We start from the raw sequence: 25,341 nt of genomic DNA, 5'->3' as shown, positions 1-25,341 counted from the left end.
CACCAGCCCGACGCTTCAAAGCGCGCTTTAGTCCGTCGTCAGCGCCTGATCTACCGCTTCCTGTTCTGCGAGCCGTCGGCGGATGTCCGCCTGGGCCGCATGGTCAATCGGGTAGTTCCATATCAAAGCGATTGCGGCGGCAAGAAAGCCCAGGGGCAGCAGCGCGTAAATGAGTTTCAGCCCGTTGAGGGCCTCAGGCGTGTTGGTGCTGGACGCCGGATCAAACCCGACCCATGCCAGCAGGGCATAGGTCACGCCGACGGACACTGCCGCGCCAACCTTGGCGGTGGTCGTCAGCAGGGCATAGAGCAACGCCGTCCGGTTGTGACCGGTGTCGAGACGGTCCTTGTCGCACACATCCGCCATCATGGAGCGCAGCAGGAACGGGCCGGCACCAAACGCGAAGCCCAGGAAGAATGTTGCAAACAATGCCAGGTAGAAATCACCGGCGCCGACAAACAGATAGGTGAGCTGGGCGACAATGCTCCAGATCAGCGCAACACACAGGGCGCGGTGTTTGGACATGCGTTTGGCCAGCCACATCCAGAACGGCATCCCCGCAAAGCCAAGCACGAAGTAGCCCAGCAACATGAGGCTGGAGTAGTTCGGCAATTCCCACACGAAGCGGGCAAGGAACAGATAGCTTGAGCCGATGATGCCAATGGCAAGGCTCGTCATCATGTCGGCGGCAACGATGCGCGCCATGCTCCAGTTGGTGAACAGGACTTTCAGGGCTTCACGCCACTCGACCTTGCGCTCCTTGCGCACGGGTGCGGAGCGATCGGGCACCAACAGGATGGCAGCAAGGGCTGTGATCGGCAGGCTTATGATGAGGAACCAACCCATGGCGCTGACCTTGCCAAAGGCATCCACATCGGCTGTTTGTTCCAGAATGGCGGGCAGGGCGAGCACGGACACCATGCCCAGAATGATCGCCACTTCGCGCCAGCCATAGATGCGGTTACGCTCGGCATAGTCGTTGGAGAGTTCCGCGCCCCAGCTTTGGTGCGCAATGGTCAGCATGGTGTAGCCGACATACAAAACGAGCATCCACACCAGCAGGTAGGACGCACCAGCGCCTATGGGCGGGAAGTAGATGAAGAAGGCCGACACCAGCAGCAGGGGAACAGACAGGGCAATCCAGTGACGCCGCCGTCCCCAGCGTGTGGGGTAGTGGTCAATGACGACACCCATGATGGGGTCCGTCACCACATCGAAGATCCGGGTGATCATGAAGATCGTGCCGACCAGCGCCAGACCAAGGCCGACCTCGGTGGCGTAGAGCGGTGGCAGGTACACGGTGATGGGAAGGCCCAGCCCTCCCATGGGAAAGGTGAGGGCGGCATAGGCTGCCAGCGGGGTGTTCTTCAAACGCTCGCCTGCGGGCACAGCCGCAGGTGCACTGGTACCGGTGGTGCCGGTAGAAGCGGGGTCAGCCAAAGTTTCCTCCGCAGCCACTCCCGCTTTTTTGCGCAGGTTTGGGCCGTCATACAGATTTTCTCAGATGTCACCTCATCATGTGGGGGGATTTGCGAAAATGTCACCCCCGCAGGGGACTGACGGCCCAAATTCGCAAACTGAAATTTGTGATTGCGCCCCACCGGCAGGACGATTACCTCTTGTTTGTAAAAATGAACGCCGGTCATTAAGGGCCGCAAGGGAGGGAAGCGCCATGCAGGATTTCAAGAACAAGGTTGTCGTCATCACAGGTGGTGCGACCGGCATCGGCTTCTCCTTTGCCAAGCAGTTTGGCGCGGACGGCGCAAAGCTCGTCATCGCCAGCCGTCGCAAGGACCGAGTGGATGAGGCCGTATCGGCTCTCAAGGATCTGGGCTACGAGGCGGCCGGGACGGCCTGCGACGTCTCAAAGCGGTCTGATATGGAAGCGCTGGCGGATTTTGCCTGGGAGACGTTCGGCAAGGCGGATGTGCTGCTCAACAATGCGGGCATTGCACAAGGCAAGCGCGGCCCGGTCATGTCGCTCGACCTTGCAGAGTTCGACACGGTTCTGGGCATCAATGTGTATGGCACGCTTCACGGCATTCAGGTCTTTGGCTCACGCTTCGTGGAGCAGGGCACACCTGCCGCCATCTATAATGTGGGGTCGGAAAACAGTTTCTTCCCTGCGGTGCCGGGCTCGTCGGCCTATATCTCCTCCAAGCACTCGGTTCTGGCCATCACCGAGCAGCTGGCAGAGGAAGTGCCGGACTTCATCGATGTCTCGGTCATCTGCCCTGGCTATGTGCGGTCTGAAATGACGGCCGGTAATCCTGGTGGCATGCCCACAGACGAGTTCACCGCCCTGACCCTGAAACAGCTCAAGGCGGGCGAGCTGTACGTGGTCTCCCACGCCTACAACATGGTGCACATCAACAAGCGCTACGAAGCCCTGAGCAAGGCCTTTGAGACCTATGCCCCACGCTATGACGGCGACGATGAATATGACGTCGGTTGCATGATCGAGAAGATGATGGCGGCGCGGGCTGCCAAAGGCTGAAGCCGCCCGTTTGCAGTCTGGGCTCTCAGGCGTTACATGAGGCGCACGGCCTTTGCGCCCAAATCATATCCCCCGAAATCACGTCCCTCATTGCCAGCCTGGAGCCGTCGCCGTGGATCAGTCAGAAATCAAGCAGCTTGAAACCTATCTGCGGAAGAAGTTCCGGCTGGATACGATTGAAGTCCGCAATCGTCCCATCAAGGATGACTCGGTTGAGGTCTATATCGGCGATGAGTTTATCGGCGTGCTGTTCCGCGATGATGAAGACGGCGAAGTCTCCTATGACTTCAACATGGCCATTCTCGCGTTCGACCTGGAAACCGGCTCCTAAGTCGATTTACTAGGGCTCGTTTACTCCGCAGGAGCAAGCCGGAGTTCTTCCGGCGGCTCTGCGGGCTTTGCCCTGTCGCGGAACAACGCGATCAGGGCCAGCGCCTGATTGTCGATCTCTTTCCAGTCCTGCAGGAATGCCCGCTTGTAGCGGTAGCGCAGCACGACGTTCTCACTCAGCAGTATTTCCCGGCGGCACCACAGCAGAGGTTCTTCGCGGGCGCATAGCAACACAGCGGGCGCCCCGGCAGGGCCTGCGCCCACATACATGTCCTGGCCGCTGAAGCCGGTTTCGTTTCTGAAAATGTAATGCCGCAAGCCAAACGGGCCGGGTTCACCGGCGCGGTTGCTGACGGCCGGCAGATAGACCAGTTCAAGACGTGGCTGGGCAGCCAGCACGGCGGTTGTCTCATCTATGCGCATGTGCAGAACGGGCGACTCTGAATCAGAGCGGTCAAACTGGTCGCGTTTTCGCTCCGTGAACGGATCAAGCTCCGGCAGCAGGGCGTGGAGATCTATGCGTTCAAGTGCGCCCCCGTCACGGGCGGCGGCAAAGCGGGTGAAGTTGGCGGGGACCGCCAGCTGCACGTCACCAATGGAAATATGGACGTCCTGGAGGCGGTCGGTTGATTCAGGGGCCGTGCCCAGGATTTCTTCCGTGGTCGGGCCGACATAGTACCAAAGGAAGATGGCTGCGAAGACCACCACACCGCTGGCGACAAGGACGGGGATGAGCCATGGCGGGCGTTCAACAACTTCGTCCTGAGTGCGGGCTTGCTGCTGACGGCGGGCCATGAATGTCCTTTGTGCCCGGGTCGCGGGCTGGTGAGAGGAGGGGAGTTGCGCGCAGCATTTCATAGGATTCGGGGGCGCGGCAACGCATGACGTCCAGAACTGGGACAAACCCGGTTGGCTGGGCGTGCGCCGGTGTCATGGAATGGTCCCTGAGGCTGCTCCCGCCCAGGGGGCACACCCGAAATTCCAGCAAAACTGCCGATTTTCGCGTTGGTACGTCTCTTGCGGATTATCGCCCGTAAGAATGCCGCGCGGTGGTGTGCAGGCATGTGGTTTCCATCTGAGGACTAAGACGTCACATGGGCGAGATGACTGCATTTGCGATGGCGGTTTTGACCGGGCTGGTTACGGCAGGGCTGACAGCCAGTTTCTATCGGCTTGTGACCAACAAGGCGCCGAGCTTTGGTGTACTGACCGCGCCGCTGCCTGAAGTCGTCACTGGGATGGCAACTTTGGTGTTTGCCGGTCCGGCAGTGATCATGCGCAACGCGGTGCGGGCCCGGGTTCTTGAGCAGCGTCCGTGGATTTGGCTCGGGCTGTCTGTATCGATCGCCATCTTCTGGAGCTTCATGTCCGGAATTTTCGTGCTCAGCCTGATTTTCGCACGCTGACACGCCGGCTCTGACCGGAATCGACGGCCCTTCACAGCCGACATCCCTTCTGACAGTCATCACTCAAAATGCGCGTATTTGACGTTTGCAGCGCTTGTTGCGGTGCGTCAGACGCATAGATAGCCTTGCCTGAGTGCATGGCTGGCATACTCAAATGAGAATGATCCGAAAATGATTCAGCGTTCATAAACGCGGAATTCCGGTGTTATTTGCCGCGTTGTTTCAAAAATATCAATAAAAACAACATACTAACAATTTTATGCATTTGTTTGACAAATCGTCAATCCGGCGAAGTCATATCGGTTTGTTATATAAATCCGTAACCAAGCTGGGCCCATTGTCTTGACCCTGTCACATGCTGCGCCTATTTGAAGATACGAGTTCAGTATTTGATGCACTGCAAAACGCCTCCGGGCACCCCTCATTCCGCAGTGCAACGGGGAGTAAAACCATGCAGACGATGATTGGTAATTTTGTTGCCGCTGCAGCGATGGTTGTAACGGTGGTTCTTTTCGAGATGGGCCTGATGGCTCCGGGCAATGCGTTTTTCGCAGTGACGCTCGTCATTTTGATGTTTACAGCCAACCAGCTTATCGCGCGCGAAAACCAGCCGTTGCGTGATGCCGTTGTCAACATGTTCACCAACCCGGCGTCCTATGCCGGTCGCGGCACGTTCGCTGCGTATGTCGGTTCAACCGCTCTTGGTGCCATCGTGATTGTACAGACGCTGGCCTACATCTAGGGCTCACGCCTCAGGCACCCTGCCAGGCGGCAGGGCCAACGATCTTCCTCAAGACGACGCATTCCTCCCTTGACGTCTTGAAATACTGGGCGCTCTTCCTCTCCTCAGGAAGGCGCCCATTTTTTATGCGCTGAACAAGATGGCAGAAGGGACGTCAGGCAAGCTTGTTGGGCGTTGCTGCGGCCTGCGCATTGGCGATCCGGGTCCGGCGTCCCTTGAGAACACGGCGGCTGCCAGCAAGACCCAGCCAGCCGAGGACGGCAACGCCAAGCGCCCAGACCCATTCCAGCATCCAGCGGATGATATTGACCGCACCCTTGAACGCCCGCAGTGATGTCTTGCCGGTCAGTTCAATAATGCCGCGAGTCTTGACGCCCAGCGTCTTTGACATGTCGGCCATATTGTCCAGGTCGCGGGTGGATTTGACGTATTTCATCAGCCGCACGCTTTCAGCGGGACCGACGGCTGTGCGCATGTCATCCATACGCGCGAGCACGGGAAACAGCTCTGCGCTTTTCACACTGTCCGCATAGGTGCCAACGGCACGCCGGGTTGCGTTCGGGTTGGCCAGGGACACATCAGAGAGCGTGCGCCGCAGGGCCGGGAAGTCGACGGCGCGGGACACAAGCTGACCCAGTTCCTTGGTGAAGGACTTGGTCATGGTGCCGGCCTTCTTGGCGACCTTGAGAAGCGAGACGCCTACACGGGCGGGCAGGCCGCCGCCAGCGCTGGCAACTGTGCCTGCTGTTACCGCAAGGCCCACGACGGAGAGGCCGAGAATGACCTCACTGTATTCCTCGCCCGCCACCATCTTGGAGCCTTCGCCGCCAATGTCGCGGATGTCTCCAATGACGGTGAGGTCTGAGGTCACAGCGCCTGCAAAGGCTGCGCTGTCGCTGCCGTCGCCGGTGATAAAGCCTTCAAAGAAATTGCCGGTGTTGCGCAGCACCACGGCGGTGGTGGTCTGGGAGGCAGCAAGGGCGTCCGCGGTCTGGGGGCTCAGGGGGCGGTTCATATAGGCGGCAACTTCCGCATACATTTCCGCGTCGTCCTGGCGGCCGTCTTCCAGCGCTTCAAGGATGCGGCCGTCCAGTTCGTCGGGGCCGACTTTCGCATTGAGTTCCTGCAGGATCAGGGTCTCTGCGGGGATCTGGTCCACATACTCGTCCAGCAGCCCTGCTTCGAGCGCAAGAATAGTCCCGCCAGGAATGACGATGGCCAGAAAAACTAAGAGAAACGCACGCATTTTACCCCTCCAAGACACATTACAAATGTCTGGGACCCCCACACTGCCGCAAGCCTGCGGTATTGCGCGGCGGGATGCAATAAAGGGGTTGAGTGAGGCTTAACGGGCGAAATGGGCGTAAGGGCGGCTAGCCGGCCTGTTTCATCTTTTCGAGCATGGCACCCATGGCGGCGTGAACGGCCTGGACCGCCTGCAGCGGGCGGATCATCACGCGGAACTCTGTGATCTTGCCTTCGTCATTGCAGGTGATGATGTCGACGCCGTTGACGTATTTGCCATTCATCTCGGTTTCAAACTCGAGCACGGCGTGATGCCCGGCCAGCACTTCCTTGGTGTATTTGAACTTGCCTGCATTGTCCGCGGGCTTGCCGTCATCATCCTTGGCCTGACCACCCAGTGTCCCGCCTGCAGCGCGCAGATAGGCGAGGGTTATGTCCTTGCCGTGCTGGGGCGTGAAGACGACCGGTGACAGGAACACGCAATCATCTGCAATCAGGTCCTCAAGGCCACCGGGCTTCTTGTGGATGATGTAGTCGTGCCAGTCGGCGATGCATTTTTCGATCATTTTGGGTTCCTGACGTCCTTTGAGTTGCCGGACTCTACCTGAGGCTGGCGCGATTGGGATGCTCAAGATTGAACAGTTGGCGGACAGTTTGCGCACATATGGATGAACGTGTTCATTTTTAGTTGAAATAGTGAACATGTTCATTTATCTCTGTCTCCAGAAATTTGATGCCCGTAGCCAGGGCCATTGGAGGAGCGGTGTGATGAGTGACAGTCCCAAAGTAGATGACGCATTCGTTGAGAAGTTCATGCGGTCGGTGAACACGCCGCTTGAGTACGGCGTGTACTTCCTGTTTCACGACTACTGGGAAAAGGCGCCGCAGAGTGCCATCGATGCCTATGTTGCGGAGCTCTACAAGATCCCGGGCATCAAGGATGTGATCGAGGAAGGCTATATTGCCGAGCCGCTCAGCCTGGACCGGTTGAAGCAATGCGCGCCCGGCACGCTTGGGGCGGAGTACCTCAAATTCATCATCGACAACAATCTGGAAGCAAATCTCGGCAAGAACTATCGCACCTTCAATGAAGAGTTGAAGGCGTCCGGCAAGCTTGACCGGTTGCCCGAGGAGTTGAGCTACATGATGGTGCGCGGGTTTCAGACCCATGACTTCCATCACGTGCTGACGGGGTATGAAGCGACCATCTATGGCGAACTGGCGCTGGCGGCGTATTACCTCGCGCAACTTCGTCAGCCCTACCATGCATTCCGCGTGGCAGTGACGACAGCTCATACAGCGTTTCTGGCACCGGGCTTCATCACCGAGGGCATGGATGCGTTCACTGACGGCTGGAGCTTTGGCCGTAACTCGAAGAACATCTATTTCGAGCGGTGGGAAGATGAAATCGACACGCCTCTTGAGGTGCTGAGAGAGCGCTTTGGCCTGACGCGCCGCGATCAAGCAGCGTAGCAGACGCCTAATGCCGAGAACCCCTGCGACCGAGGCCCAGCGACGCGAAGAAAGCAGCCGCATACGTGAGGCTGCGTCTAAGATCTACGCCGACAAGGGCATTGCCGCCATCTCGGCACGCGCGGTGGCACAGGAAGCAGGGGTGTCGGTCGGCAAGATTTATGGCTACTTCGACAGTCTGACCGAGCTCATGCAGTCGCTTTGGCAGGGGCGGGTGCAGAAACTGATAGAAAAGCTGCAGAAGGTTGCCCGAAGCAAGCCGGACCCTGTTGACCGTATACGGAGTATTCTGGAAGCGTATATCGCTTTCGCACAGAACAACCCTGACCTCTACAAAGGGGCCTTGATGTTTGTGCGGCCGGAAGATTTGCCAAAGCCCGAGCAACAGTCCGCTGAAGATCTGCCGATCATGGGCTTGCTGGTGGACGCCATCACGGAAGGCCAGCAAGCCGGCGTCATCCGCACTGGGTCACCCGTGCGAATGGCGCAACTCTTGTGGGCCAGTGTGCATGGGGCACTGGCACTGCCGATAAATATTGACCGCTTCGCCTTCAAGGAACGCGATCATCTTACCGGCGACATGGTGGACGCCCTGATGGAGCATCTGCATCCTCCTGCTTAGGCAAGTCACCTAGCCAATTCGCCCGCCATCTTCCTTGCGGATCATCACGACGGAGGGTCGCGGTGGCATGTCTGGCTGAAAGTCCGGCCAACGGGTCATCGGGTCTTCAAAATCAGACGGGCGGGCATGCCCCTCAAACGCAAGAGCGCCGTCGGTGCCCGGGTGCTGGACTGCGACAAACAACGTCTCGCCATCCGGTGTGAAGCAGGGGCCGCACATTTCAGCACCTACGGGGACGCGGTAGAACATGGCGCTTGCGGACCGGTCATCGCCCTGCGTGCCGACAGACCACACGCCGTCGGCTGTGCCGGATATCTGCGGCCAGCCACGGCCCTGATCGGTTGTGACCCACAACCGGCCGGAGGGGTCGACCGCCAGATTGTCCGGGCAGGCAAACCAGCCATTGCTGCTTGTGGCGTCTGCGAACTGGGCACCGATCACAGGCACGGACGGGTCGCCGCCTTTGACCAGAATGTCCCAGATGAATGTATCGGCTGAGTGGTCACCATCCGGTGGCGTCATTTCCACGATCAGGCCCCAATAGTTGGGCCCGCGATCATGCACTGCGTCCACCTGTGACGCTTCACGCTTAGAGTTATTGGTAAGGGCGACATAGACCTTGCCGGTGACGGGGTTAGGTTCCACATCCTCCGGTCGGTCCATGGGGGTTGCCCCCAACAGGTCAGCGGCGCGGCGGGTCTCGATCATTACATCAGCTTGAGTGTCGAACCCATTGTCCGGGGTCAGCGGCCCTCGTCCATGTATGAGGGGCATCCAGGCCAGTGTGCCGTCGTCATTGAATTTGGCGACGCTGAGAACACCTGAGTCCAGCAAGCCGAAATTCGATGCACGGTCGTTGGTGTTCACGGTGCCGTCGCTCACGAAGCGATAGAGATAGTCAAACCGCTGGTCGTCACCCATATAGATGACCAGACGGCCATCCTTGTTGACGATGCTTTCGGCGCCCTCATGTTTGAAGCGTCCAAGAGCCGTGCGCTTCACGGGTGTTGATGTGGGATCGAGCGGATCAACTTCGACCACCCAGCCAAAGCGGTTTGCCTCGTTGGGTTCCTTATTGATGTTGAACCGGTCGAAATGGCGGCCCCAGTCGTAGCCGCCGCCCATGGCCACGCCATAGCGGCAATAGTTGCGGGCCTCGGGATGGCTGGCGTCTCCCGCCGCGCATGCGGCCTCAAGGTCGCCAGCGGTAGCGCCTTCGCGCTCGGCGTCATCCAATTCGCCAAGGAAATAGAAGTGGAAGTTTTCTTCTGCCATCAAATAGGTGCCGTAGGGCGTGATGCCGCCGGCGCAGTTGTTGAGCGTGCCGACGACGCGGGTGCCCGTCGGGTCGGCATTGGTCTGCAGGCGTGGATGGCCGGCAGCCGGGCCGGACAGATCCATGGCCGTGGAGCGGGTGGTGATGCGCCGGTTGAGCTTGCTGTCGGCAACGACACGCCATCCCCCGTCACTGGTCTGTGCGACCTCGATGATTGATCCGCCATGGGCCGCCATTTCCGTTGCGGCGAGTTCTTTGGGGCTCGTGTTGCGCAGGTCATGGGGGAACATGATGTCCCTGGAGGTGAACTCGTGATTGATGCACAGCACACCCCGCGTGCCGTCGTCATTCAGGGGCACAAACCCCACATAGTCGTTGTTGTAGCCAAACTGTTTTTCCTGCGCGTCGGCATCAGGCGCACCGGGCACGAAAGTCGGCGCGTCGGCCAGCACCGGGTCACCCCAGCGGATGAGGATGTCGGCTGAGTACCCTGGCGACACCACATGGTCTGTGGAGACCCCGTGGCTGACCTCTGTGAAGTCTGCCAGTGATCCGGGCTTGGGAGCGAAAGAGCTGACTGCCGGCACGTCCAGGGACTCATCCTCGCCGCAGGCGGCAAGAAGGGCTGCAGGAGATGCGGCGAGGGCTGCATAGGTAGTTGTGCCCAACGCGCCTTTCAAAAAGCTGCGACGTCCCATGCGAGCTGCGGCGACCTCGCCGAAGGTTGCGACATTCGCGGGGCTGGAGCGTCGGTCTTCGGTTGGCTCAAGAGCGACGCCGCAATTTACATCTGATGTCTTACGTTCGCTCATTGTCTGCTTCCTGATGTTCAAGTGCTGTTGCAGCGACACATTATGGCATTGCGATAACACGGTCATGACGGCGAGTTTGTTTTCCGCTCACATTCGCCATGGGAACAGCCAATGGGAAGAGGACAGATGACTGTATATGCGATTGTGAGCATTTGTATTCATGACCGGCCGACCTATGACCGTTATGCCAGCCGTTTCTTTGAGGTGTTTTCAAAATTTGATGGCCGGTTGCTTGTGTCGGACGAACATCCCGAGCTTCTGATGGGGGACTGGCCCTATGACAAGCTCATCATGATGTCGTTCCCCGATGCGGATGCCTATTACGCCTGGGCCCATTCGCCTGAATATCTGGAGATTGCCAAGGACCGCGAAGCGGCCACCGTGGGAACGGGTGTCCTGGTCAAAGGGCTTGCTCCTGCTGCTGCTGTAGGTTAGCGCTGATGAGGAAATGATCCTCAGGAGTGCTCTAACCATGGCGATTTACGAACTCGACGACCTCAAGCCACAGCTGCCCGGCGACGGCAATTTCTGGGTCGCCCCCAGTGCATCTGTCATGGGCAATGTCATCATGAAGCCGGATGCAAGTGTCTGGTTCGGTGCCACAGTGCGTGGCGACAATGAACCGATCACCATTGGTGAGCGCTCCAATGTGCAGGATGGGTCCGTGCTTCATTCAGACCCCGGCATGCCGCTCACCATCGGGCCGGATGTCACCATCGGGCACATGGTCATGCTGCATGGTTGCACCATCGGCGAGGGCTCCCTTATCGGCATCGGGTCTACGGTTCTCAATGGCGCGAAAATTGGCAAGGGCTCGATCATCGGTGCCCACGCGCTGGTGACCGAAGGCAAGGAGATTCCCGATGGCGTTCTGGCGGTGGGGTCCCCTGCAAAGGTTGTGCGTGAGTTGACTCCCGAGGACAGCGCTGCCCTCAAGCTGTCAGCCCTGCATTACGTGGAAAACTGGAAGCGGTTTGCACAGAACATGCGCAAGTTGGCGGACTGATCAAACGGCGCTAGGGTTGGCAAAAGCCATTAAAACAACCAAATCGGGAGGAGCCGATCGTGAGCGAAGCGCATGATCTTGGGCAGGTGTCTGACGCAGGGGCATCTAACGAGGTGCTGTATGACGTGACGGACGCCATTGCGACCATCACGTTGAATGCACCTGAGCGGATGAACACAATTTCACGTGAGATGCTGTCGCAACTGACGGCTCTTCTGGTGAAGGCTGAAGAAGACAAAGACGTGCGGTGCGTCATTCTCACCGGCACGGGTCGCGCATTCTGTGCCGGGCTCAATCTTGAAGAAGCCACCGGCGGTGGCGGCATCAGTGGTGGCATGAACAGCAACAAGGTCAGCGCTACGCTGGACCTGCGCAACACGCCGCCAACCGTGATGCAGGCGATGGATACCCCCACCATTTGCGCCGTCAATGGCGGTGCTGCGGGCTACGGCATGGATACGGCTCTTGGCTGTGACATCCGATTGATGGCTGACACCGCCAAGCTGGCCGCCGCATTCACCAAGCGCGGTGTGGTGCCTGAGTCCGGCGGGACATGGTTCCTGCCGCGGATGATCGGGTGGGAAAAGGCCTCGGAACTCATTTTTACCGGCCGCACGCTTTCAGCCGAAGAAAGTGTCGAATGGGGCCTGGCATCCCGGGTGGTCCCGGCTGCTGATCTCATGGGTGAGGCCCGCAAGTTGGCGCGCGAGATTGCTGACAATGCCCCCTTGGCGGTGCAGGCTTCCAAGCGCATGATGCGGATCGGACTCAACGAGACGTTCCCGGATCATGTACATCACGTCTACCTGCAGCTTCTGCCGTTAATGCGGTCAGAAGATATGAAGGAAGGCATGATGGCGTTCCTTGAGAAGCGCAAACCTGAGTTCAAGGGTCAGTAGGAGTTTCCGGTTGCGGGTTAGGGTCATCACGTCTCGTTTGCTGGCTGCAGTGTTGGCAAGCCTGTGGCTGCTTTCTGCCGCCCATGCGCAATCCGGTGGCACGTTCTCTGGCCGGTATGTCGGCTTTGCCCTGAGTGAAGGGGTGGTTGCCAGCATTGCTGAGGACAATGGTCGCGTTGTTGGTCAGTACACGGATTCTGCAGGCAAGGTTTTTGCCCTCAATGGCCAGCGGGTCGGTGAGGGAGCTCAGGGCCTGCTGGAACGTGATGGCGTCCAGGCGTTCTTCCAGTTTGAGACCCGGCCACTGGGCATTCAGTTTCTCTACATTCCGTCCAGCGACACCGGTCGTCCTGACATGGCCAATGCCCTTCAAGCCGCGCTGGCACGTGACAGCGTGGATGTGGAGACTTTGCTTGGTCAGGCGCCGCGCCCGGCAAGTGATGGCGCTGTCGTTCTGCTTGATGGGGCTGAGGGTGAAGAACTTGCCTCCCAGTACGCGCAGCTTGAGCCACGCGAACGTGAGCTGATCCGGTTGTTCGATCATGTGCAGGCGCATCTTACAGGGCGGCTGTGCGGGGCTGTGAAAGCCGGTGATCTGTCTGAGAGCCACCGTGCCGTTGCGCTGGCGCTTGAGCGACAGCAGGCTGGATGTAGCGCCATCTCCACCCTCAAAGAGCGTGCTATTGCATCGGAAAACTACGACGATTTTGAAACGCGTCTGGCGATCCAGCAGGAACTGCTGACGACCACCATGTCCTGTAACGAGGGCGACAACAATGCCGAGACCTGCCAGACGGCCGGTGCCATGAATGCGGCCATGTTTGAGCAGTGGCGCCGGGCGGCGGTAATTTATGCGGAAGTTGCCGACCGTGGTGGCACGGGTGCGGCAACCGGGTCAGCGCCGGCTGGTCCACTGTCTTTGCGTGGCGGTGTGGGGGATAATGCTGCCTCCGGTGTACCGGTTCCCGGTGCACGCCCGCAGCAGTAGGCGGTCCGGCCCAAACAGCAACCTTAGTTGTTCTGCTTCCAGACCTGCCTGATCTTGGCGTCTGTTTCCGGGCCCATGTTGAACCAGGCCGTGCGGTTACGCGTGGCGTCCACCACGAACAGCCGGTCGCTGCCGCCCAAGTGTTGGGTCAGCAGGTTCACGACTTCCGGTGCGCCGGATGGCGTATGTACGACCCACACATTTGCTGAAATCTTGTAGGCCGGTCCCAGCGACATCAAGGCGTTTTCAAGCGGACCACTCGAGCGTGATTTCACGTCCGTTATGATGACGATGTTGAATGATGTTGGCTGGTCGCGCCGGTCGGTCTGCGTCTTCTTTGATCCAAAACCTTGTGGGCCGGCACCCGTTGGCGCTGGCGTATTCTTCTCTAGGCGGACCGGCACCAGTTCTGCATCTGCTGCTGAGAAGAGCTGGCTTAAAACCGGGTCCTGAGCCGCATGCATCCATTCTTCTTCGCCCGCCGGCTGACCGGTACGTGCAAGCATTGAGTTCGCAACCACGCGGCCCTCGCGCACATAGTCGCGCAGGGCGTGACCTGTGTAGGGGCCATAAATGCGCCCACTGACCTGCAGCACCCAGCGCCCGTCAAGCGGGTCGTCGAGGTCTGCATCTGCGGGAGTGTGAGGCGCGTCGTTCATGGGTGTCTGTGTTTCTAAATCCAGCTGGTCGGATCATCGACCGGTTTTGCATCTGCCAGTCTGATCCAGCCTTTGACAATCCGGTAGATGACCCAGATCGCCAGAGCGAAGAAAAGAATGAAGCCGATGCCGATGATCAAAAGCAGTGTGCAGATGATCCCGTAGAGAAGCGAAATCCAGAAGGTGCGGATCAGATAGGTGAAATGGCTTTCAAGGTAAGTGCCTTTCACATCCGGGCGGCGCACATAGGCTATGACGACACCGATGATCGCCGTCAGGCCGTTGAGGAAACCCACGGCGTACAGGCCATAGGTTATGTGGGCCATCAACGGGTCCGGCGCGCTTGAGTGCTCCTCGTGAACCGGAGCCGCCGATTGGTTCTGGTCGGTCATGGGCGCTTCTCCGCTTGCTGTCGGATGCACGAATGAAATCGGCACCGAATCAATTCAGACGCTTCGCCAAAAAGAATAGGGAAGCGCCGACGCAGGGTCCATCGGGCTTTTTGTGCGCGCATGGTGCTTTGCGCGCTTGGCAGGCTTGAAGCGGCGGAGCCTCCGTCGCACTGTGCCCGCGAACGTGGTGTGCGCTTCAGGCTTCCAGGCGCTACACGCGACGTCAAACGAACAATCAACACACGGAGCGCCCCATGAGTGATGCCTTCAACAATCTTGAGTTTTCTGCCGCTGAACGAGACGGCAATGTGCTCAAGGTCACGATCAACCGCCCTGACCGGATGAACTCGCTGCATCCACCAGCCAACTTTGAGCTTGAGAAGATCTTTGATGCTTTTGAGGCTGATGATGATCTTTGGGTTGCCATTATTACCGGTGCCGGCGACCGCGCGTTTTCTGCGGGCAACGACCTCAAATGGCAGGCTGAAGGCAATGCGATTGAAGTTCCCAAGACCGGGTTTGCGGGTCTGACGGCACGCTATGGCATTACCAAGCCTGTGATTGCTGCGGTCAATGGCGTTGCCATGGGCGGCGGTTTTGAAATCGCCCTGGCTTGCGATCTCATCATTGCGTCAGACAAGGCGACCTTCGCGTTGCCTGAACCCAAGGTGGGGCTTGCTGCACTTGCCGGCGGTCTGCACCGGTTGCCGCGCCAGATACCTGTAAAGCAGGCCATGGGCATGATCCTGACGGGTCGTGTGGTTCCAGCGGCCGAAGGTCAGACGCTGGGCTTCGTGAATGAAGTTGCTCCGCATGCGGACCTCATGGACGTGGCGATGAACTGGGCGAAGCAGATTGAAGCCTGCAGCCCGATGTCCATCCGTGCCTCAAAGCAGAGTGTCTATGGTGGCCTAGACGAGGCAAATCTTGAAAAGGCCGTGACGGGCAAATACGACGCGGTGCACGCGCTCTTCAAGAGCGAAGACCTGATCGAAGGGCCCATGGCATTTGCCCAGAAGCGCAAGCCCGTGTGGAAGGGCCGCTAGCACCTGACAACAGGTGCCTGAAAAACCGGGAAGGCCGATACCGCTGTCCGGCGGTATCGGCCTTCTTTAGTTTGACCTCGCTGTCCGGCGGGGTCGGGTATTGATCCAGCTGTCCGGCAGGATCGATGAGTTTCGTGGCAGAAAACCCTCCGTCGGGGTCGGCGCGATTAGAGGCCCGAAGTGCCCTCCGCCACGAAGTTGGAGCTCTGAGTGGAAGCAGTGTGGGCAGCGGTCTGGACGGACGTACCTTCACCGTTAAGCTTCACCCAGTGCATGGGGTGCTGGCGGGACTGACGCATCAGCCAGGAGTAGGGGGCCTTGTCGAAAGACACGATACCCATTGCCAGGTTGTCGAGAACAAGGTCGCCCTTGTCGGTTACGACGGTAAGCACAGCATGTCCTTGGCCATTCCACTGTCGGACAACAGTGATCAGAAGGGCGTCGGCAGGCCAGCCTCGCGCAATAAGAGCGCGGCGTTTCTCAAGCACATAGTCCTCGCAGTCACCGGCTGAGTTGATGGCATAGCTCCACCACTCAATTTTCTGCACAAGGTCGATGTCTTCGACCGGACGGACCGTGCGGTTGAAATAAGTGTTCACATCATTCAGCTCGCGCCACTTCTGCGGCGTCAAAGCGACATGAGACAGGTTTGCGGTGGTCGCGGCGCCTGTGGATGCAGTGGTGATGCCCGCGTCCGGCTCGCAGTCTTCGCGGTGGCGAAGGCAAAAGCCGATATAGCCGATTGGCGGACGCGCCCGGTCGCCTTCCACCATGGTCCTGGCGGACTGGCTGGAGACAGGCATGGCTGCATTGGAAAATTGAGCCGGTGTGTTGGGCGAAGCCGAACTGCCGGTGGTTTGACATGCGGCAAGTGCGAAGACGACTGCCAGCATAAGTGCGCTGCGAAGAATAAACATTGAACCAACCCCTTGGTTACTCTGGAAGATGAGCAGAGGTTGCGCTTATTCCTTTTCTATACTTCTGACATTGGCATCTGTATTTGAGTAGATGTGAATGTAAATCCCATCTATATTTAAGTACAGAAAGAGCCAATTCAGATTAGATTCCGCTTCGATTTTTATGGGGTTTTGTGCCGAATTGTCCTGACGGGCAAAAAAGTCCGGGTTTCAGCCAAAAACCATCTGCTATGAGCTGAAGCTGGAGCGAATATGCAGCGGATTGGCCGGGTATCGGGGAGGCTGAAACAGCGAAAAGGCGCGATTCCAGATCAGAATCGCGCCTCCAAAAAGATGCAAAAAACTCGAAAAAAGTTTCAACCGGCCCGATCTGACCGTGCCATCACCGTGTCAGACCGGCTTTTTCTGTCCGGAAAGGCTCAGGAACTGATCTGCCAGGAGCCATCGGGCTGCTTGCAGGCGGTGCCAGTGTCTTTCACGGGACGTCCTTCGACATAAATTTCCTGCTCGAAGGTCCGGCACTCTAGGCCCTGGGCATTGGTATAGGCCTCGCCGGGGCGTACATGACCATAATTGCCGCTGTCCTGATTGCTCCAGGCGACGTCTTCGCCGGTTTCCAGGGACTCATAGGTGGTGTCTTCGACATATTCCTCATCTTCGCAGGTGAGGTTCTTGCCGAGTTGGTTCCCTGCGATGCCGCCAAGCACCACGCCGCCAATGGTTGCTGCGGTCTTGCCGCCGCCGGACCCGAATTGTGAGCCGAGCCATCCGCCAAGGGCCGCACCGGCGATCCCGCCAACAATGCCGCCAGTATTGGTGTCGCTGCATTCCGCGCGGGCGGGGTTCGGGGAGGCAGCCAATATGGCAATGGCGCCGAAAAGGGCCAAAAACCCGGTGGTCAACGACTTGAGGCTCAAGGGCATGGTTTTCTCCTAAGCGTGAACAGTCATGCACACACCTTATCCTAGCCCAATTTGGCGACATTTTGCCTGCCAAACGGAATGCCGGTCTGCGTCAGAGGGGCTTAGAAGTGAAAAGCGGCCGAAATTGAGCCGAATTCGTCCCAGGCGTCCTGTTTCACGAATTCCTTGCTTCGCCAGATATTGGTGAAGCTGATGCGGGCCCGTCCAACCGTGACGGACAGCCCGGCCTGGAAATCTGCCACCAGTGGCTCTTTTTCCACCCGGTGGCTTTTGCGGAAGGTATTGCCGTCCAGAAAGATGTTGCGGGCCACAGCGCGCACTTCCGTTCCCGCGAACAATTGCCAGTCGATGCTGTCGCTTGGTTCGAAATAGGCAGATCCCGGCAGGCTGGGACGTATGCGCGGCACGCCGTCTGTGGATCTGAGGTCCGTGCCCACCCGCAAGGTGGCGCCGGCGACGGCATGAGTGAAAATGTTGCCAGCAGAAAAGCCAAAATGTGGGGTCGCGTCGGCTTCAAGTCGGAACGGCAGTGCGTCTTCGATCCACTGGACATCAATGGAGCGCGGCAGGCGGCGTTCATAGGTGAGGACGATGCCGGGCTCGTTCTTCAGCTGGTTGCGCCAGCCGCGCGGTTCGACGGTGTCGATCCAGTCATGCCAGGTGGTTTGAACATCGTCTGCCTGTGACCATGGCCCGACCACACCGATGGCGATCTCAAGGGCGTCGATGCGTCCTGGTTCGCCATTGCAGCCATCGTGGAAGGCAACCACGCCAAAGCCCATGTTCAACCAACCCGCATAGGGCCGGTCGTCGCGCTGCAGCGTGGGCGTGGAGATGTCGTCCGGTGTGAAAATCGATTGTCCCAAAGAGACAGAGAACTGCATGCGGTCACTGTTGCGAAAGCCCGGCGTGCCGTCGCCAATATCCTTGAGGATTTGCGGTACGGGACCAGCTGACACCAAAGAGGCTGCCGTTCCATGGGTGTAGTTGCGGTCAGCGCCGTTGCCGAACAGATCATTTTCAATCTGCACGGAGGCAATGCTGTGTCGTTCCTTGGTGCAGGCGTCTGACGCAGCAAAGGCAGGTGTGGCTGATGTGACAGAAGCCGCAAGCAGGGTAATGCCGGCAGCTACAGCAGGTGCAAAAAAGGTGGACTGAATCGATGTCATAAGGCGGACGCTACTGGCCTTGAGGCTTATTGGTCCAGTGGCATTTTTGTGGCCGAGACTGACACGATGTCTCATGCCTCCGTCTTGGGAGGCCCGCAGGCTACATGGCCTGGTGCGTCGGCTCGAAGTGGCGCATCACGGCCTTGGGTGTGGGGGCCACTTCAGCAAATTCGACAGCAAACCCGTTTTCGTGATGACGCACGACGCGCCCACTCATGCGGCCCAGTTCCACGAACACACCGATGGTGGGGCGCAGATGGGTCTCAACGGAAGCACCGCTCAAAGACATGTCGATGATCTTGCAGCTGCCTGTTGACCCGTTGGCGAGCTTCAGTGTCGTTGGCTTGTCAGCCGCGTCCACGCGGGGGTGGCGGCGGATTTCTTCAAGGGCTGCCTGATCGCCGTTGGCAACCTTGGTCAGCATGGCTGCGAACCGCTCACGCTTGGGCGGCGTCATTTCAAGCTGAAGGGCAAAGCCGTCTTCGGTGCTTCGGACAACAATGCCTTCAAACCGGCCGAGTTTGTCGACATAGGCAACCACGCGCTGGGCGGGGTCGGGCCGGGTCGCAAAGGCATCGAGCTCGATGTAGCAGCCGCAGGCAGAGATGTTGGACACCTTGCCTTCGTACTCGCCACCGTCAGGCATCAGGCAACGAGACGTGTAGCCAACGGGAATCCGCTGATATGTGCGGCGTTCATCGTGCTCGATCTCTGCCATGCTACCCATCGTTTTGCTCCAGCCCGTTCTTGGGGCGTCCTTATTGAATGTCGGACCCCCATGCTTTCATGGGCCGGGTTAACGGCAGGTTGCATTCGCGGGTACAGTTTTTTGTGGCGAAGGCCTCGGAGTGCTCCAATATGTGGGTTCGAAATCAGAACGGGCTGGATTTGGCAGCAGGCTTGGCCTTTCAGGGTAAGCAAAGCGTTAACAAGTCAGGCTGCCGTCCAATGCAGGGAACTATCCAATGAAAATCGAAAAAGGTTCAGTGGCGCTTATCGTGGGTGTGGGCGCGTCCGAAGGTATTGGCGGGGCGATTGCCCGGCGGGCTGCGGCAGAAGGGCTGCATGTTTATGTCGCCGGCCGAACACAGGCGAAGCTTGATGTGGTTGTCAGCGAAATCGAAGCCGCCGGCGGTAAAGCCACCGCGATTGTGGCGGATACCACCCAGACCGCTGATGTGAAGCGGATGTTTGACACGGCAGAGCAGGGCGCCGGGAAGCCTGACCTTGTTGTCTACAACGCCGGCAACAACCGATTCAGTGCTCTGACCGACATGTCGGACGCGTTCTTCGAGGATCTGTGGCGCCTGTGTGCATTTGGCGGTTTCCTTGTCGGGCGCGAAATGGCGCAGCGGGTTCTGCCGGAAGGCGAGGGCGTGCGCGACACTCAGGCAACGCTCATCTTCACTGGTGCGACGGCGTCGATGCGGGCACGTCCGCCGTTCACGGCGTTTGCTTCCGCCAAAGCTGCCGAGCGCGCGCTGGCACACGGCATGGCGCGTGAGTTCGGCAAGCGCGGACTGCATGTGGGTCACGCCGTTATTGACGGCGGCGTTGACGGCGCACAGCTCAAGTCCCGCTTTGCTGAATACCTTGAAGCCAAAGGCGAAGATGGCGGCCTGAACGTGGATGCGGTCGCGGCAGAATACTGGAACCTGCATATGCAGCACGCCAGCACATGGACGCTTGAGCTTGATCTTCGTCCGTACAAGGAAGAATTTTAGGCGATGTCACGTGCTCGACCGAGGCGGGCATTGAGGGTTGCGACGCTCGTCTGGTCAGACCTATGCTCTTAAGAGTGGCAACGGGTTGTTGCGTGGCATAGCGTCGGAGATGAGAAGAATGCTTCCTGTTCTAAAGAACCTTGTCGGGGTCCGACGTACTATCAGCCTCATTGTGCTGGCGTCTGTGATGGTCAGCTCGCAAGTAAGTGCAGCAGACACTGAAGCTGAGAGATTGCGGCTCGCCGCCGAAGTCGTTGAGATTTCCCAGGGTGAGCAGATGGCTCAGAGCATGATAACGGCCATGCTTCCGTTGCAATTGGCACAGCTTCGCAAGGCGCATCCCAAGCTCACCGACAAGCAATATGTGATCGTGGAAGAAGTCCTGCGGGATGAGCTGAAGTTTGTGGTGGAAGATGCCATCGCGCAGTTTGTGCCGATCTATGCTGAAACATTTTCAGCAAAAGAGTTGCAGGACATTGTCTCGTTCTACAAATCCGACACAGGCCAGCGCATGTTGGAAGAAATGCCGGCGCTGCAGCAACGTGGAATGCAGGTCGGTCTTGGCGCGGCGATCAAGCGGATGCCCGAAATGGTGCAGCGCTTGAAGTCACGTCTGTCCAACAAGGGCATTGATCTATAGCGGATGAGTGCCTTGGCGGTCGGAGCAAATTGGCCTTCGTACGATTGTTTGTGACGGCGTTTCGATGGCGATGGGCGATCAGGGGCTCGGTGGCGGCAAAGTAGGCCTAAAACGCCCCTAATTCCGCCATTGGCGCGGTGGCCACACGCTGATACTGTCCCCGGCAATTACGGTTAACGCTCGCGTTGGGGATCAATAAGAACATGCGTCAGCTATTTGGTTTGAATATTCGGCATGCTGCCTTCGTGGCGATTGCTGTGTTTCTGTCTTCCTGCGCCAGCTATCAGCTGGACGACGCCCGTGAAATGACGCCGTCCGGCGATCCCTTCACGCAGGCACTGTATGACGCGTATCTCAATCATTCCGCTCGGGCCTACGAGGAAGAAAACGAAGAGCTGTCCAATGCCTTTGCCTCGCGCGCCATTGCAGCTGCGCAGGGAACGGTGGTGGCACCTGTTGTGCCGGTCTCCGGGGCTCTTCAGTCGGGCAGGGGCTCAATTGCCACGTTTGATGCGGCTCGTGGCCGTCTGACCAGCGCCTTGTCTACGGGCCGGTCGTCAGCGCCAGCGCAGGCCGCCAATGCCCAGGCCGCTTTTGATTGCTGGTACCTGCGGGCGATTGATCCTGAATCCGATGCCGCTGCGGTATCGCGTTGCCAGTCTGAATTCAATTCAAGCATCGCTGCCCTTGAGGCTGCAATTGCACCACCACCGGTGCAGGTGACGCTTCCAGACCCGGCCAACTTCACATCTTACTTCGGCTTCGATGAGTGGTTCCTGCGTGCAGATGCACTGGACGTCATCGGGGCTGCCATGGAAACCGCACGCACCGGCGGGCATGGCGAGATTGTTCTGGGCGGCCACACAGATACGTCTGGCCGTGCCTCATACAATGACGGGCTGTCGCTGCGCCGCGCAGAAGCTGTGAAAGCCACCATGATCGAGCTGGGCGCACTGCCTGATGCAATCCGTGTTGTGGCCTATGGCGAGACCCAGCTGGCTGTGCCGACCGGTGATAATGTCCGTGAAGCGCTTAACCGACGGGTTGAAATCCAGCTGATTCCGTAGGGCTGCGGGCGGAGTTCCGCCCGCTATTGACGCGGCGTTGAATAGAACTTGACGCAGGCGTCACTTTTTACGGTATTGTCACTCACGTGATTTGGCGCGGCTGCTCGAAATGGGCAGCCGCGTCGACTATATGGCGCGTAGGGCAGCGCGGCTCATTTGGGACAGCCAAAGAGTGACGCGCGCCTTTGCAGTAAAGGCAGGAAACGATGGAAGCGTTTGATTATGTGATTGTGGGCGCAGGCAGCGCGGGCTGCGTGCTTGCGAACCGTCTGAGCGAAGATGAAGGATCGCGGGTGCTGATCCTGGAAGCCGGTCCCAAGGACAAGAACACCTTCATTCACATGCCCGCTGGCTATTCCCAGATTGTTGGCACCAAGAACGAAAATAACTGGGGCTACGAAACCGAAGGTCAGACGCATCTGAACAACCGCAAGCTTTATTGGCCGCGCGGTCGTGGGTGGGGTGGGTCTTCGTCCATCAACGCCATGGTCTATACCCGCGGTCATGCGCGCGACTACGATTTGTGGCGTCAGCTCGGCAACCCAGGCTGGGCCTATGCGGACTGTCTCCCATACTTCAAGAAAGCCGAGCATTCCAACCGTGACGACACCACGTTCCACGGTCAGGAAGGCCCCCTTCATGTGCAGAAGTCCAATCGGACCAACGACATCCTGATGGATGTCTTCGTTGAAGCCGGTCAGCAGGCCGGTCATCCGGCGACGGACGATTTCAACGGTGCGCAGCAGGAAGGGTTTGCCCGCTACGAACACACGATCAAAGGATCCAAGCGCTGCTCCGCTGCGCAGGCCTATCTGGTGCCGGCACTTGAGCGCGAAAACCTTGTGGCTGAAACCGGGGCGCATACAACGCGCATCCTGTTCAATGGCAGCAAGGTTTCCGGCATTGAATATGTGCAGGACGGAGAAACCAAGCAGGTGCAGGTGGACAAGGAACTGATCCTGTCCGGTGGTGCCATCAATTCACCGCAACTCCTGTTGCTGTCAGGCATTGGTGACGCTGAGTATCTGCGCAAGTGGGGCATTGACGTTGTGTCCGACGTCAAGGGCGTAGGCCAGAACCTGCAGGATCACCTGGGTGTTGTAAGCCAGTTTGAATGCACGCAGCCGGTAACGCTTCACCGCGCCGCGTCTCCGATCAACCGCATCAAGGCTGGTCTGTCCTATCTGCTGTTCGGCACGGGCGACGCGTCCTATCCGCCGACTGCGGCTGGTGCGTTCTTCAAGACGCGCCCGGACCTCGATCTGCCGGATATCCAGCTTCACTATGTGAGTGTTGCCATGGGCGACAGCCACGGACGTGACGGCATCACCGACAAGCACGGCTTCTCCTGCGTCATGTATCCAACGCGTCCTGAAAGCCGTGGCTATCTTGCGCTCAAGTCGCTTGATCCGCTGGATGCGCCGCTACTGCAGCCAAATTATCTTGAATCTGAGAATGATCGCCGCGCCATGCGTGACGGCATTCGCCGCACGGAAGAAGTGTTCCGCCAACAGGCGTTTGACGAATATCGCGGTGACCGTCTCAAGCCACCGGCAGACGTCAACACGGACGAAGAGCTGGATGCCTGGATCCGTGCCACAGCTGAAACGCTCTATCACCCGGTCGGGACCTGCAAGATGGGCACCGATGATATGGCCGTTGTTGATCCGAGCATGAAGGTGCGCGGCGTTGAGGGGCTTCGTGTGGTGGATGCGTCCATCATGCCGACGCTGGTCGGTGCAAACACCAATGCGCCCACCATCATGATTGCGGAAAAGACCGCTGACATGATCCGTGGTCGTTCTGCGCTGACGCCTGAAAATGTGCAGATTGCTGAAGACCGCGAGGCTGCTGCTGCTGCTGAGTAAGCGTTGTTAGCGGCGTCTTCTTGCCCGGAACTGTCTAAAATTTGACTAGAGTTTTAGACCAGTTCGGGCGGCTGCCTTATCTGGACCTGTAGTGTTTGATTGTAGTTTCTCCTGAATGGAGGAATTCCCACATCATGGGCGATCAAAAAGCAGAAACTTCTGGTACGCGCGGCCGCATTCGAACGCGGTCGCCGCTTGGTCCTGGCGTGGGTCTCAAGGCAGCACCGGCAAACGCCATGCCGTCCAGCGTCGTGACGACGCAGGAGGGTCCAGACGAGCGAAGTTTGCGCATTGCCCTGGCACGCCATCGGAACTTCATCACCGGGCGCAAAGGTGGCCAGCGGCTGGTTCTGTCGTTTCAGTGTATCGAGTACATGGACTTCCGAGGCGCGGATTTGCGCGAGGCTGAATTTGTCGGTGTGAGTGGTGACGGCGCGCAGTTTGATGGCGCTGACCTCACGGGGGCCAACTTTTTCAGCGCGGAATTCACAGGCGCTTCTTTTCGCGGTGCCAATCTCATGAGGGCTGATCTTCGCGGTGGGATATTTGCCCGCGCGGACTTTGAAGGCAGCAATCTGGAAGGCGCTGACATTCGAGACGGCATGATCATGGCGCGGGATGGCGGCGGCAATCTGGCCTACTTCAATGGCATTGATGCCAGTGCCGATATGTCCGGTGCGACACTGCGCGAAGTGAACTTCGAAGGGGCCCGTGTCGTACGCGCCCAGTTGAATGGCACAGATCTGACGGACGCCAATTTTACCAATGCCAAGCTGCGCAAGACGCAACTGTGCGATTCAAACCTGTCTGGCGTCATCTTTACCGGGTGCGACCTGACGGACGCTGATCTGTCAGGCTGTTGCTTACGCGGTGCGACGCTTGTGGGCGGCGTGCTGGATGGCACAAATCTGCAGGGCGCTGATCTGACGGCATCTCAAGTGACCCGTAGTGAGCTGACCCATGCGGACGTGACCGGTGCCATCATCCCGCAAAAGCGCACCAGTGACGGTGAAACCATCGAAGACATGATCCAGGACCATGGGTTGTGGGTGGCAAGCCTTGGCCAGCATGGCCGTCAGCTGAATGCGCGCGGCATTGATGCGACCGGCCTTGAGGCAGCTCGAGGAAAACTGCCGGCCGCTGACATGCGCGACACTGTGCTGGCGGACGCCAATCTGTCTCATGTGAATCTCACCATGAGTGACCTTGAGGGATCAACGCTCAGAAAGACCCGTATGGCCTTTGCGGATCTGCGCGGTGCCAAGCTCTCCGGGATCAAGGCCAATGGTGTCGTGATGATGAATGCTGATCTGTCGCCCATGCCAATCGGTGGGCTTGGCGGCAAGAAGTGGCCTGTGCGGGCGCATGGCGCGGTGCTGTCCGGCGGTGACCTTCGCAAGACAAACATGCGCGGCATTGATTTGACCGGCGGGTCGCTCTTCAAGACCGATCTGCGGGATGCGGACCTGACGGGTGCCATTCTCGTGGATGTTGATTTGCGCGGCGCTGATCTGCGCGGAGCCACTCTCAGTGGTGTGGACCTGCGAGGTGCCAAGGGCGCGGACGAGCTTCGCGTTCAGCTCATCGACTTTGACGATGAACTGGTGATGCCCGCCGCATCCTGATGGCGTTTGGTGTCC

General features: G+C 58.7%; 27 protein-coding genes. 16 read left to right on the top strand and 11 right to left on the bottom strand.

All coding sequences use genetic code 11. The annotated features are described in order from the left end of the window. Positions 1-27: 27 nt before the first annotated feature. Entirely contained in the window at positions 28-1,440 is a 1,413-nt protein-coding gene (locus ABXH05_RS00610) for an MFS transporter (RefSeq protein WP_353559321.1), read from the bottom strand. A gap of 232 nt (positions 1,441-1,672) precedes the next feature. Between ABXH05_RS00610 and ABXH05_RS00605 the strand changes: the two genes are divergently transcribed. Then, a complete protein-coding gene (locus tag ABXH05_RS00605; RefSeq protein ID WP_353559320.1) occupies positions 1,673-2,497 on the top strand; it encodes an SDR family NAD(P)-dependent oxidoreductase in 825 nt (274 codons plus the stop codon). A gap of 112 nt (positions 2,498-2,609) precedes the next feature. Beyond that, complete coding sequence (locus tag ABXH05_RS00600; protein WP_348141357.1) at positions 2,610-2,828, top strand: DUF3126 family protein; 219 nt, start codon at positions 2,610-2,612, stop codon at positions 2,826-2,828. Positions 2,829-2,848: 20 nt separating this feature from the next. Here the strand turns inward: ABXH05_RS00600 and ABXH05_RS00595 are convergent, their stop codons facing one another. After that, positions 2,849-3,622 (bottom strand): hypothetical protein, encoded by a 774-nt coding sequence (locus tag ABXH05_RS00595; protein WP_348141359.1) that lies wholly within the window; start codon positions 3,620-3,622, stop codon positions 2,849-2,851. Positions 3,623-3,921: 299 nt separating this feature from the next. Here ABXH05_RS00595 and ABXH05_RS00590 point away from each other — a divergent pair, with 299 nt between their 5' ends. Next, the gene (locus ABXH05_RS00590) at positions 3,922-4,233 is read left to right on the top strand and encodes a DUF6949 family protein (RefSeq protein ID WP_348141361.1); all 312 of its coding nucleotides are present in this window, start codon (positions 3,922-3,924) and stop codon (positions 4,231-4,233) included. A 451-nt stretch (positions 4,234-4,684) separates the two neighbouring features. Next, positions 4,685-4,975 (top strand): hypothetical protein, encoded by a 291-nt coding sequence (locus ABXH05_RS00585; RefSeq protein WP_348141363.1) that lies wholly within the window; start codon positions 4,685-4,687, stop codon positions 4,973-4,975. A gap of 154 nt (positions 4,976-5,129) precedes the next feature. Here the strand turns inward: ABXH05_RS00585 and ABXH05_RS00580 are convergent, their stop codons facing one another. Both ABXH05_RS00580 and ABXH05_RS00575 read right to left on the bottom strand, forming a co-directional pair. Continuing rightward, a complete protein-coding gene (locus ABXH05_RS00580) occupies positions 5,130-6,221 on the bottom strand; it encodes a hypothetical protein (RefSeq protein WP_353559319.1) in 1,092 nt (363 codons plus the stop codon). Positions 6,222-6,348: 127 nt separating this feature from the next. Beyond that, positions 6,349-6,786, bottom strand: a complete 438-nt coding sequence (locus ABXH05_RS00575) for a nuclear transport factor 2-like protein (RefSeq protein ID WP_353559318.1) — start codon at positions 6,784-6,786, stop codon at positions 6,349-6,351. Between the two features lie 202 nt (positions 6,787-6,988). On the opposite strand from ABXH05_RS00575, the gene ABXH05_RS00570 reads away from it, so the two are divergent. Both ABXH05_RS00570 and ABXH05_RS00565 read left to right on the top strand, forming a co-directional pair. After that, on the top strand, positions 6,989-7,693 hold the full coding sequence (locus tag ABXH05_RS00570; RefSeq protein ID WP_353559317.1) for a Coq4 family protein: 705 nt from the start codon (positions 6,989-6,991) through the stop codon (positions 7,691-7,693). Positions 7,694-7,703: 10 nt separating this feature from the next. Next, on the top strand, positions 7,704-8,315 hold the full coding sequence (locus ABXH05_RS00565; RefSeq protein ID WP_353559316.1) for a TetR/AcrR family transcriptional regulator: 612 nt from the start codon (positions 7,704-7,706) through the stop codon (positions 8,313-8,315). A gap of 9 nt (positions 8,316-8,324) precedes the next feature. On the opposite strand, the gene ABXH05_RS00560 is transcribed toward ABXH05_RS00565, so the two are convergent. Next, the gene (locus ABXH05_RS00560; protein ID WP_353559315.1) at positions 8,325-10,403 is read right to left on the bottom strand and encodes a PhoX family protein; all 2,079 of its coding nucleotides are present in this window, start codon (positions 10,401-10,403) and stop codon (positions 8,325-8,327) included. A 126-nt stretch (positions 10,404-10,529) separates the two neighbouring features. Between ABXH05_RS00560 and ABXH05_RS00555 the strand changes: the two genes are divergently transcribed. From ABXH05_RS00555 to ABXH05_RS00540, 4 genes are read left to right on the top strand one after another with little or no spacing between them, the layout of a single operon-like run. Next, positions 10,530-10,838, top strand: a complete 309-nt coding sequence (locus ABXH05_RS00555) for a DUF1330 domain-containing protein (RefSeq protein ID WP_348141376.1) — start codon at positions 10,530-10,532, stop codon at positions 10,836-10,838. A gap of 37 nt (positions 10,839-10,875) precedes the next feature. Continuing rightward, entirely contained in the window at positions 10,876-11,409 is a 534-nt protein-coding gene (locus ABXH05_RS00550; RefSeq protein ID WP_353559314.1) for a gamma carbonic anhydrase family protein, read from the top strand. Between the two features lie 59 nt (positions 11,410-11,468). Next, on the top strand, positions 11,469-12,308 hold the full coding sequence (locus ABXH05_RS00545) for an enoyl-CoA hydratase/isomerase family protein (protein ID WP_353559313.1): 840 nt from the start codon (positions 11,469-11,471) through the stop codon (positions 12,306-12,308). Positions 12,309-12,318: 10 nt separating this feature from the next. After that, on the top strand, positions 12,319-13,296 hold the full coding sequence (locus tag ABXH05_RS00540) for a hypothetical protein (RefSeq protein ID WP_353559312.1): 978 nt from the start codon (positions 12,319-12,321) through the stop codon (positions 13,294-13,296). Between the two features lie 23 nt (positions 13,297-13,319). On the opposite strand, the gene ABXH05_RS00535 is transcribed toward ABXH05_RS00540, so the two are convergent. Together ABXH05_RS00535 and ABXH05_RS00530 are read right to left on the bottom strand one after the other, a co-directional pair. Further along, on the bottom strand, positions 13,320-13,955 hold the full coding sequence (locus ABXH05_RS00535; protein WP_353559311.1) for a hypothetical protein: 636 nt from the start codon (positions 13,953-13,955) through the stop codon (positions 13,320-13,322). Between the two features lie 14 nt (positions 13,956-13,969). Continuing rightward, the gene (locus ABXH05_RS00530) at positions 13,970-14,347 is read right to left on the bottom strand and encodes a DUF4870 family protein (protein ID WP_353559310.1); all 378 of its coding nucleotides are present in this window, start codon (positions 14,345-14,347) and stop codon (positions 13,970-13,972) included. A 254-nt stretch (positions 14,348-14,601) separates the two neighbouring features. Between ABXH05_RS00530 and ABXH05_RS00525 the strand changes: the two genes are divergently transcribed. Beyond that, entirely contained in the window at positions 14,602-15,393 is a 792-nt protein-coding gene (locus ABXH05_RS00525; protein ID WP_348141388.1) for an enoyl-CoA hydratase-related protein, read from the top strand. A gap of 167 nt (positions 15,394-15,560) precedes the next feature. Here ABXH05_RS00525 and ABXH05_RS00520 read toward each other — a convergent pair whose 3' ends face one another. The 4 genes from ABXH05_RS00520 to ABXH05_RS00505 form a co-directional block, all read right to left on the bottom strand. Beyond that, positions 15,561-16,310 (bottom strand): transglutaminase-like cysteine peptidase, encoded by a 750-nt coding sequence (locus ABXH05_RS00520; protein WP_353559309.1) that lies wholly within the window; start codon positions 16,308-16,310, stop codon positions 15,561-15,563. A 419-nt stretch (positions 16,311-16,729) separates the two neighbouring features. Continuing rightward, entirely contained in the window at positions 16,730-17,233 is a 504-nt protein-coding gene (locus ABXH05_RS00515) for an RT0821/Lpp0805 family surface protein (RefSeq protein WP_353559308.1), read from the bottom strand. 101 nt (positions 17,234-17,334) lie between these two features. After that, positions 17,335-18,402 carry a lipid A deacylase LpxR family protein gene (locus ABXH05_RS00510; protein ID WP_353559307.1) on the bottom strand — a complete coding sequence of 356 codons (1,068 nt, stop codon included), beginning with the start codon at positions 18,400-18,402 and terminating at the stop codon, positions 17,335-17,337. Between the two features lie 100 nt (positions 18,403-18,502). Next, on the bottom strand, positions 18,503-19,129 hold the full coding sequence (locus tag ABXH05_RS00505) for a PilZ domain-containing protein (protein WP_353559306.1): 627 nt from the start codon (positions 19,127-19,129) through the stop codon (positions 18,503-18,505). A gap of 238 nt (positions 19,130-19,367) precedes the next feature. Between ABXH05_RS00505 and ABXH05_RS00500 the strand changes: the two genes are divergently transcribed. The 5 genes from ABXH05_RS00500 (at position 19,368) to ABXH05_RS00480 (ending at position 25,326) form a co-directional block, all read left to right on the top strand. Next, entirely contained in the window at positions 19,368-20,126 is a 759-nt protein-coding gene (locus ABXH05_RS00500) for an SDR family NAD(P)-dependent oxidoreductase (RefSeq protein ID WP_353559305.1), read from the top strand. Between the two features lie 118 nt (positions 20,127-20,244). Then, entirely contained in the window at positions 20,245-20,766 is a 522-nt protein-coding gene (locus ABXH05_RS00495) for a DUF2059 domain-containing protein (protein ID WP_353559304.1), read from the top strand. Between the two features lie 203 nt (positions 20,767-20,969). Then, positions 20,970-21,833, top strand: coding sequence for an OmpA family protein (locus ABXH05_RS00490; protein ID WP_353559303.1), 864 nt, complete (start codon positions 20,970-20,972; stop codon positions 21,831-21,833). Positions 21,834-22,039: 206 nt separating this feature from the next. Beyond that, the gene (locus ABXH05_RS00485) at positions 22,040-23,701 is read left to right on the top strand and encodes a choline dehydrogenase (RefSeq protein WP_353559302.1); all 1,662 of its coding nucleotides are present in this window, start codon (positions 22,040-22,042) and stop codon (positions 23,699-23,701) included. Between the two features lie 134 nt (positions 23,702-23,835). After that, the gene (locus tag ABXH05_RS00480) at positions 23,836-25,326 is read left to right on the top strand and encodes a pentapeptide repeat-containing protein (protein WP_353559301.1); all 1,491 of its coding nucleotides are present in this window, start codon (positions 23,836-23,838) and stop codon (positions 25,324-25,326) included. Positions 25,327-25,341: the final 15 nt, after the last annotated feature.

It is taken from the genome of Pyruvatibacter sp. HU-CL02332 (genome assembly GCF_040362765.1).
GTDB lineage: Bacteria > Pseudomonadota > Alphaproteobacteria > CGMCC-115125 > CGMCC-115125 > Pyruvatibacter.
Note: the sequence above shows the minus strand (reverse complement) of the source record. Positions and strands in the feature narration are given on the sequence as shown.

Excerpts from the sequence above, each read along its gene's own strand:
- ABXH05_RS00605 (WP_353559320.1), top strand. The coding sequence starts at position 1,673 with ATGCAGGATTTCAAGAACAAGGTTGTCGTCATCACAGGTGGTGCGACC.
- ABXH05_RS00595 (WP_348141359.1), bottom strand. The coding sequence starts at position 3,622 with ATGGCCCGCCGTCAGCAGCAAGCCCGCACTCAGGACGAAGTTGTTGAA.
- ABXH05_RS00590 (WP_348141361.1), top strand. The coding sequence starts at position 3,922 with ATGGGCGAGATGACTGCATTTGCGATGGCGGTTTTGACCGGGCTGGTT.
- ABXH05_RS00585 (WP_348141363.1), top strand. The coding sequence starts at position 4,685 with ATGCAGACGATGATTGGTAATTTTGTTGCCGCTGCAGCGATGGTTGTA.
- ABXH05_RS00580 (WP_353559319.1), bottom strand. The coding sequence starts at position 6,221 with ATGCGTGCGTTTCTCTTAGTTTTTCTGGCCATCGTCATTCCTGGCGGG.
- ABXH05_RS00575 (WP_353559318.1), bottom strand. The coding sequence starts at position 6,786 with ATGATCGAAAAATGCATCGCCGACTGGCACGACTACATCATCCACAAG.
- ABXH05_RS00570 (WP_353559317.1), top strand. The coding sequence starts at position 6,989 with ATGAGTGACAGTCCCAAAGTAGATGACGCATTCGTTGAGAAGTTCATG.
- ABXH05_RS00565 (WP_353559316.1), top strand. The coding sequence starts at position 7,704 with ATGCCGAGAACCCCTGCGACCGAGGCCCAGCGACGCGAAGAAAGCAGC.
- ABXH05_RS00560 (WP_353559315.1), bottom strand. The coding sequence starts at position 10,403 with ATGAGCGAACGTAAGACATCAGATGTAAATTGCGGCGTCGCTCTTGAG.
- ABXH05_RS00555 (WP_348141376.1), top strand. The coding sequence starts at position 10,530 with ATGACTGTATATGCGATTGTGAGCATTTGTATTCATGACCGGCCGACC.
- ABXH05_RS00550 (WP_353559314.1), top strand. The coding sequence starts at position 10,876 with ATGGCGATTTACGAACTCGACGACCTCAAGCCACAGCTGCCCGGCGAC.
- ABXH05_RS00535 (WP_353559311.1), bottom strand. The coding sequence starts at position 13,955 with ATGAACGACGCGCCTCACACTCCCGCAGATGCAGACCTCGACGACCCG.
- ABXH05_RS00530 (WP_353559310.1), bottom strand. The coding sequence starts at position 14,347 with ATGACCGACCAGAACCAATCGGCGGCTCCGGTTCACGAGGAGCACTCA.
- ABXH05_RS00525 (WP_348141388.1), top strand. The coding sequence starts at position 14,602 with ATGAGTGATGCCTTCAACAATCTTGAGTTTTCTGCCGCTGAACGAGAC.
- ABXH05_RS00520 (WP_353559309.1), bottom strand. The coding sequence starts at position 16,310 with ATGTTTATTCTTCGCAGCGCACTTATGCTGGCAGTCGTCTTCGCACTT.
- ABXH05_RS00515 (WP_353559308.1), bottom strand. The coding sequence starts at position 17,233 with ATGCCCTTGAGCCTCAAGTCGTTGACCACCGGGTTTTTGGCCCTTTTC.
- ABXH05_RS00510 (WP_353559307.1), bottom strand. The coding sequence starts at position 18,402 with ATGACATCGATTCAGTCCACCTTTTTTGCACCTGCTGTAGCTGCCGGC.
- ABXH05_RS00505 (WP_353559306.1), bottom strand. The coding sequence starts at position 19,129 with ATGGGTAGCATGGCAGAGATCGAGCACGATGAACGCCGCACATATCAG.
- ABXH05_RS00500 (WP_353559305.1), top strand. The coding sequence starts at position 19,368 with ATGAAAATCGAAAAAGGTTCAGTGGCGCTTATCGTGGGTGTGGGCGCG.
- ABXH05_RS00495 (WP_353559304.1), top strand. The coding sequence starts at position 20,245 with ATGCTTCCTGTTCTAAAGAACCTTGTCGGGGTCCGACGTACTATCAGC.
- ABXH05_RS00490 (WP_353559303.1), top strand. The coding sequence starts at position 20,970 with ATGCGTCAGCTATTTGGTTTGAATATTCGGCATGCTGCCTTCGTGGCG.
- ABXH05_RS00485 (WP_353559302.1), top strand. The coding sequence starts at position 22,040 with ATGGAAGCGTTTGATTATGTGATTGTGGGCGCAGGCAGCGCGGGCTGC.
- ABXH05_RS00480 (WP_353559301.1), top strand. The coding sequence starts at position 23,836 with ATGGGCGATCAAAAAGCAGAAACTTCTGGTACGCGCGGCCGCATTCGA.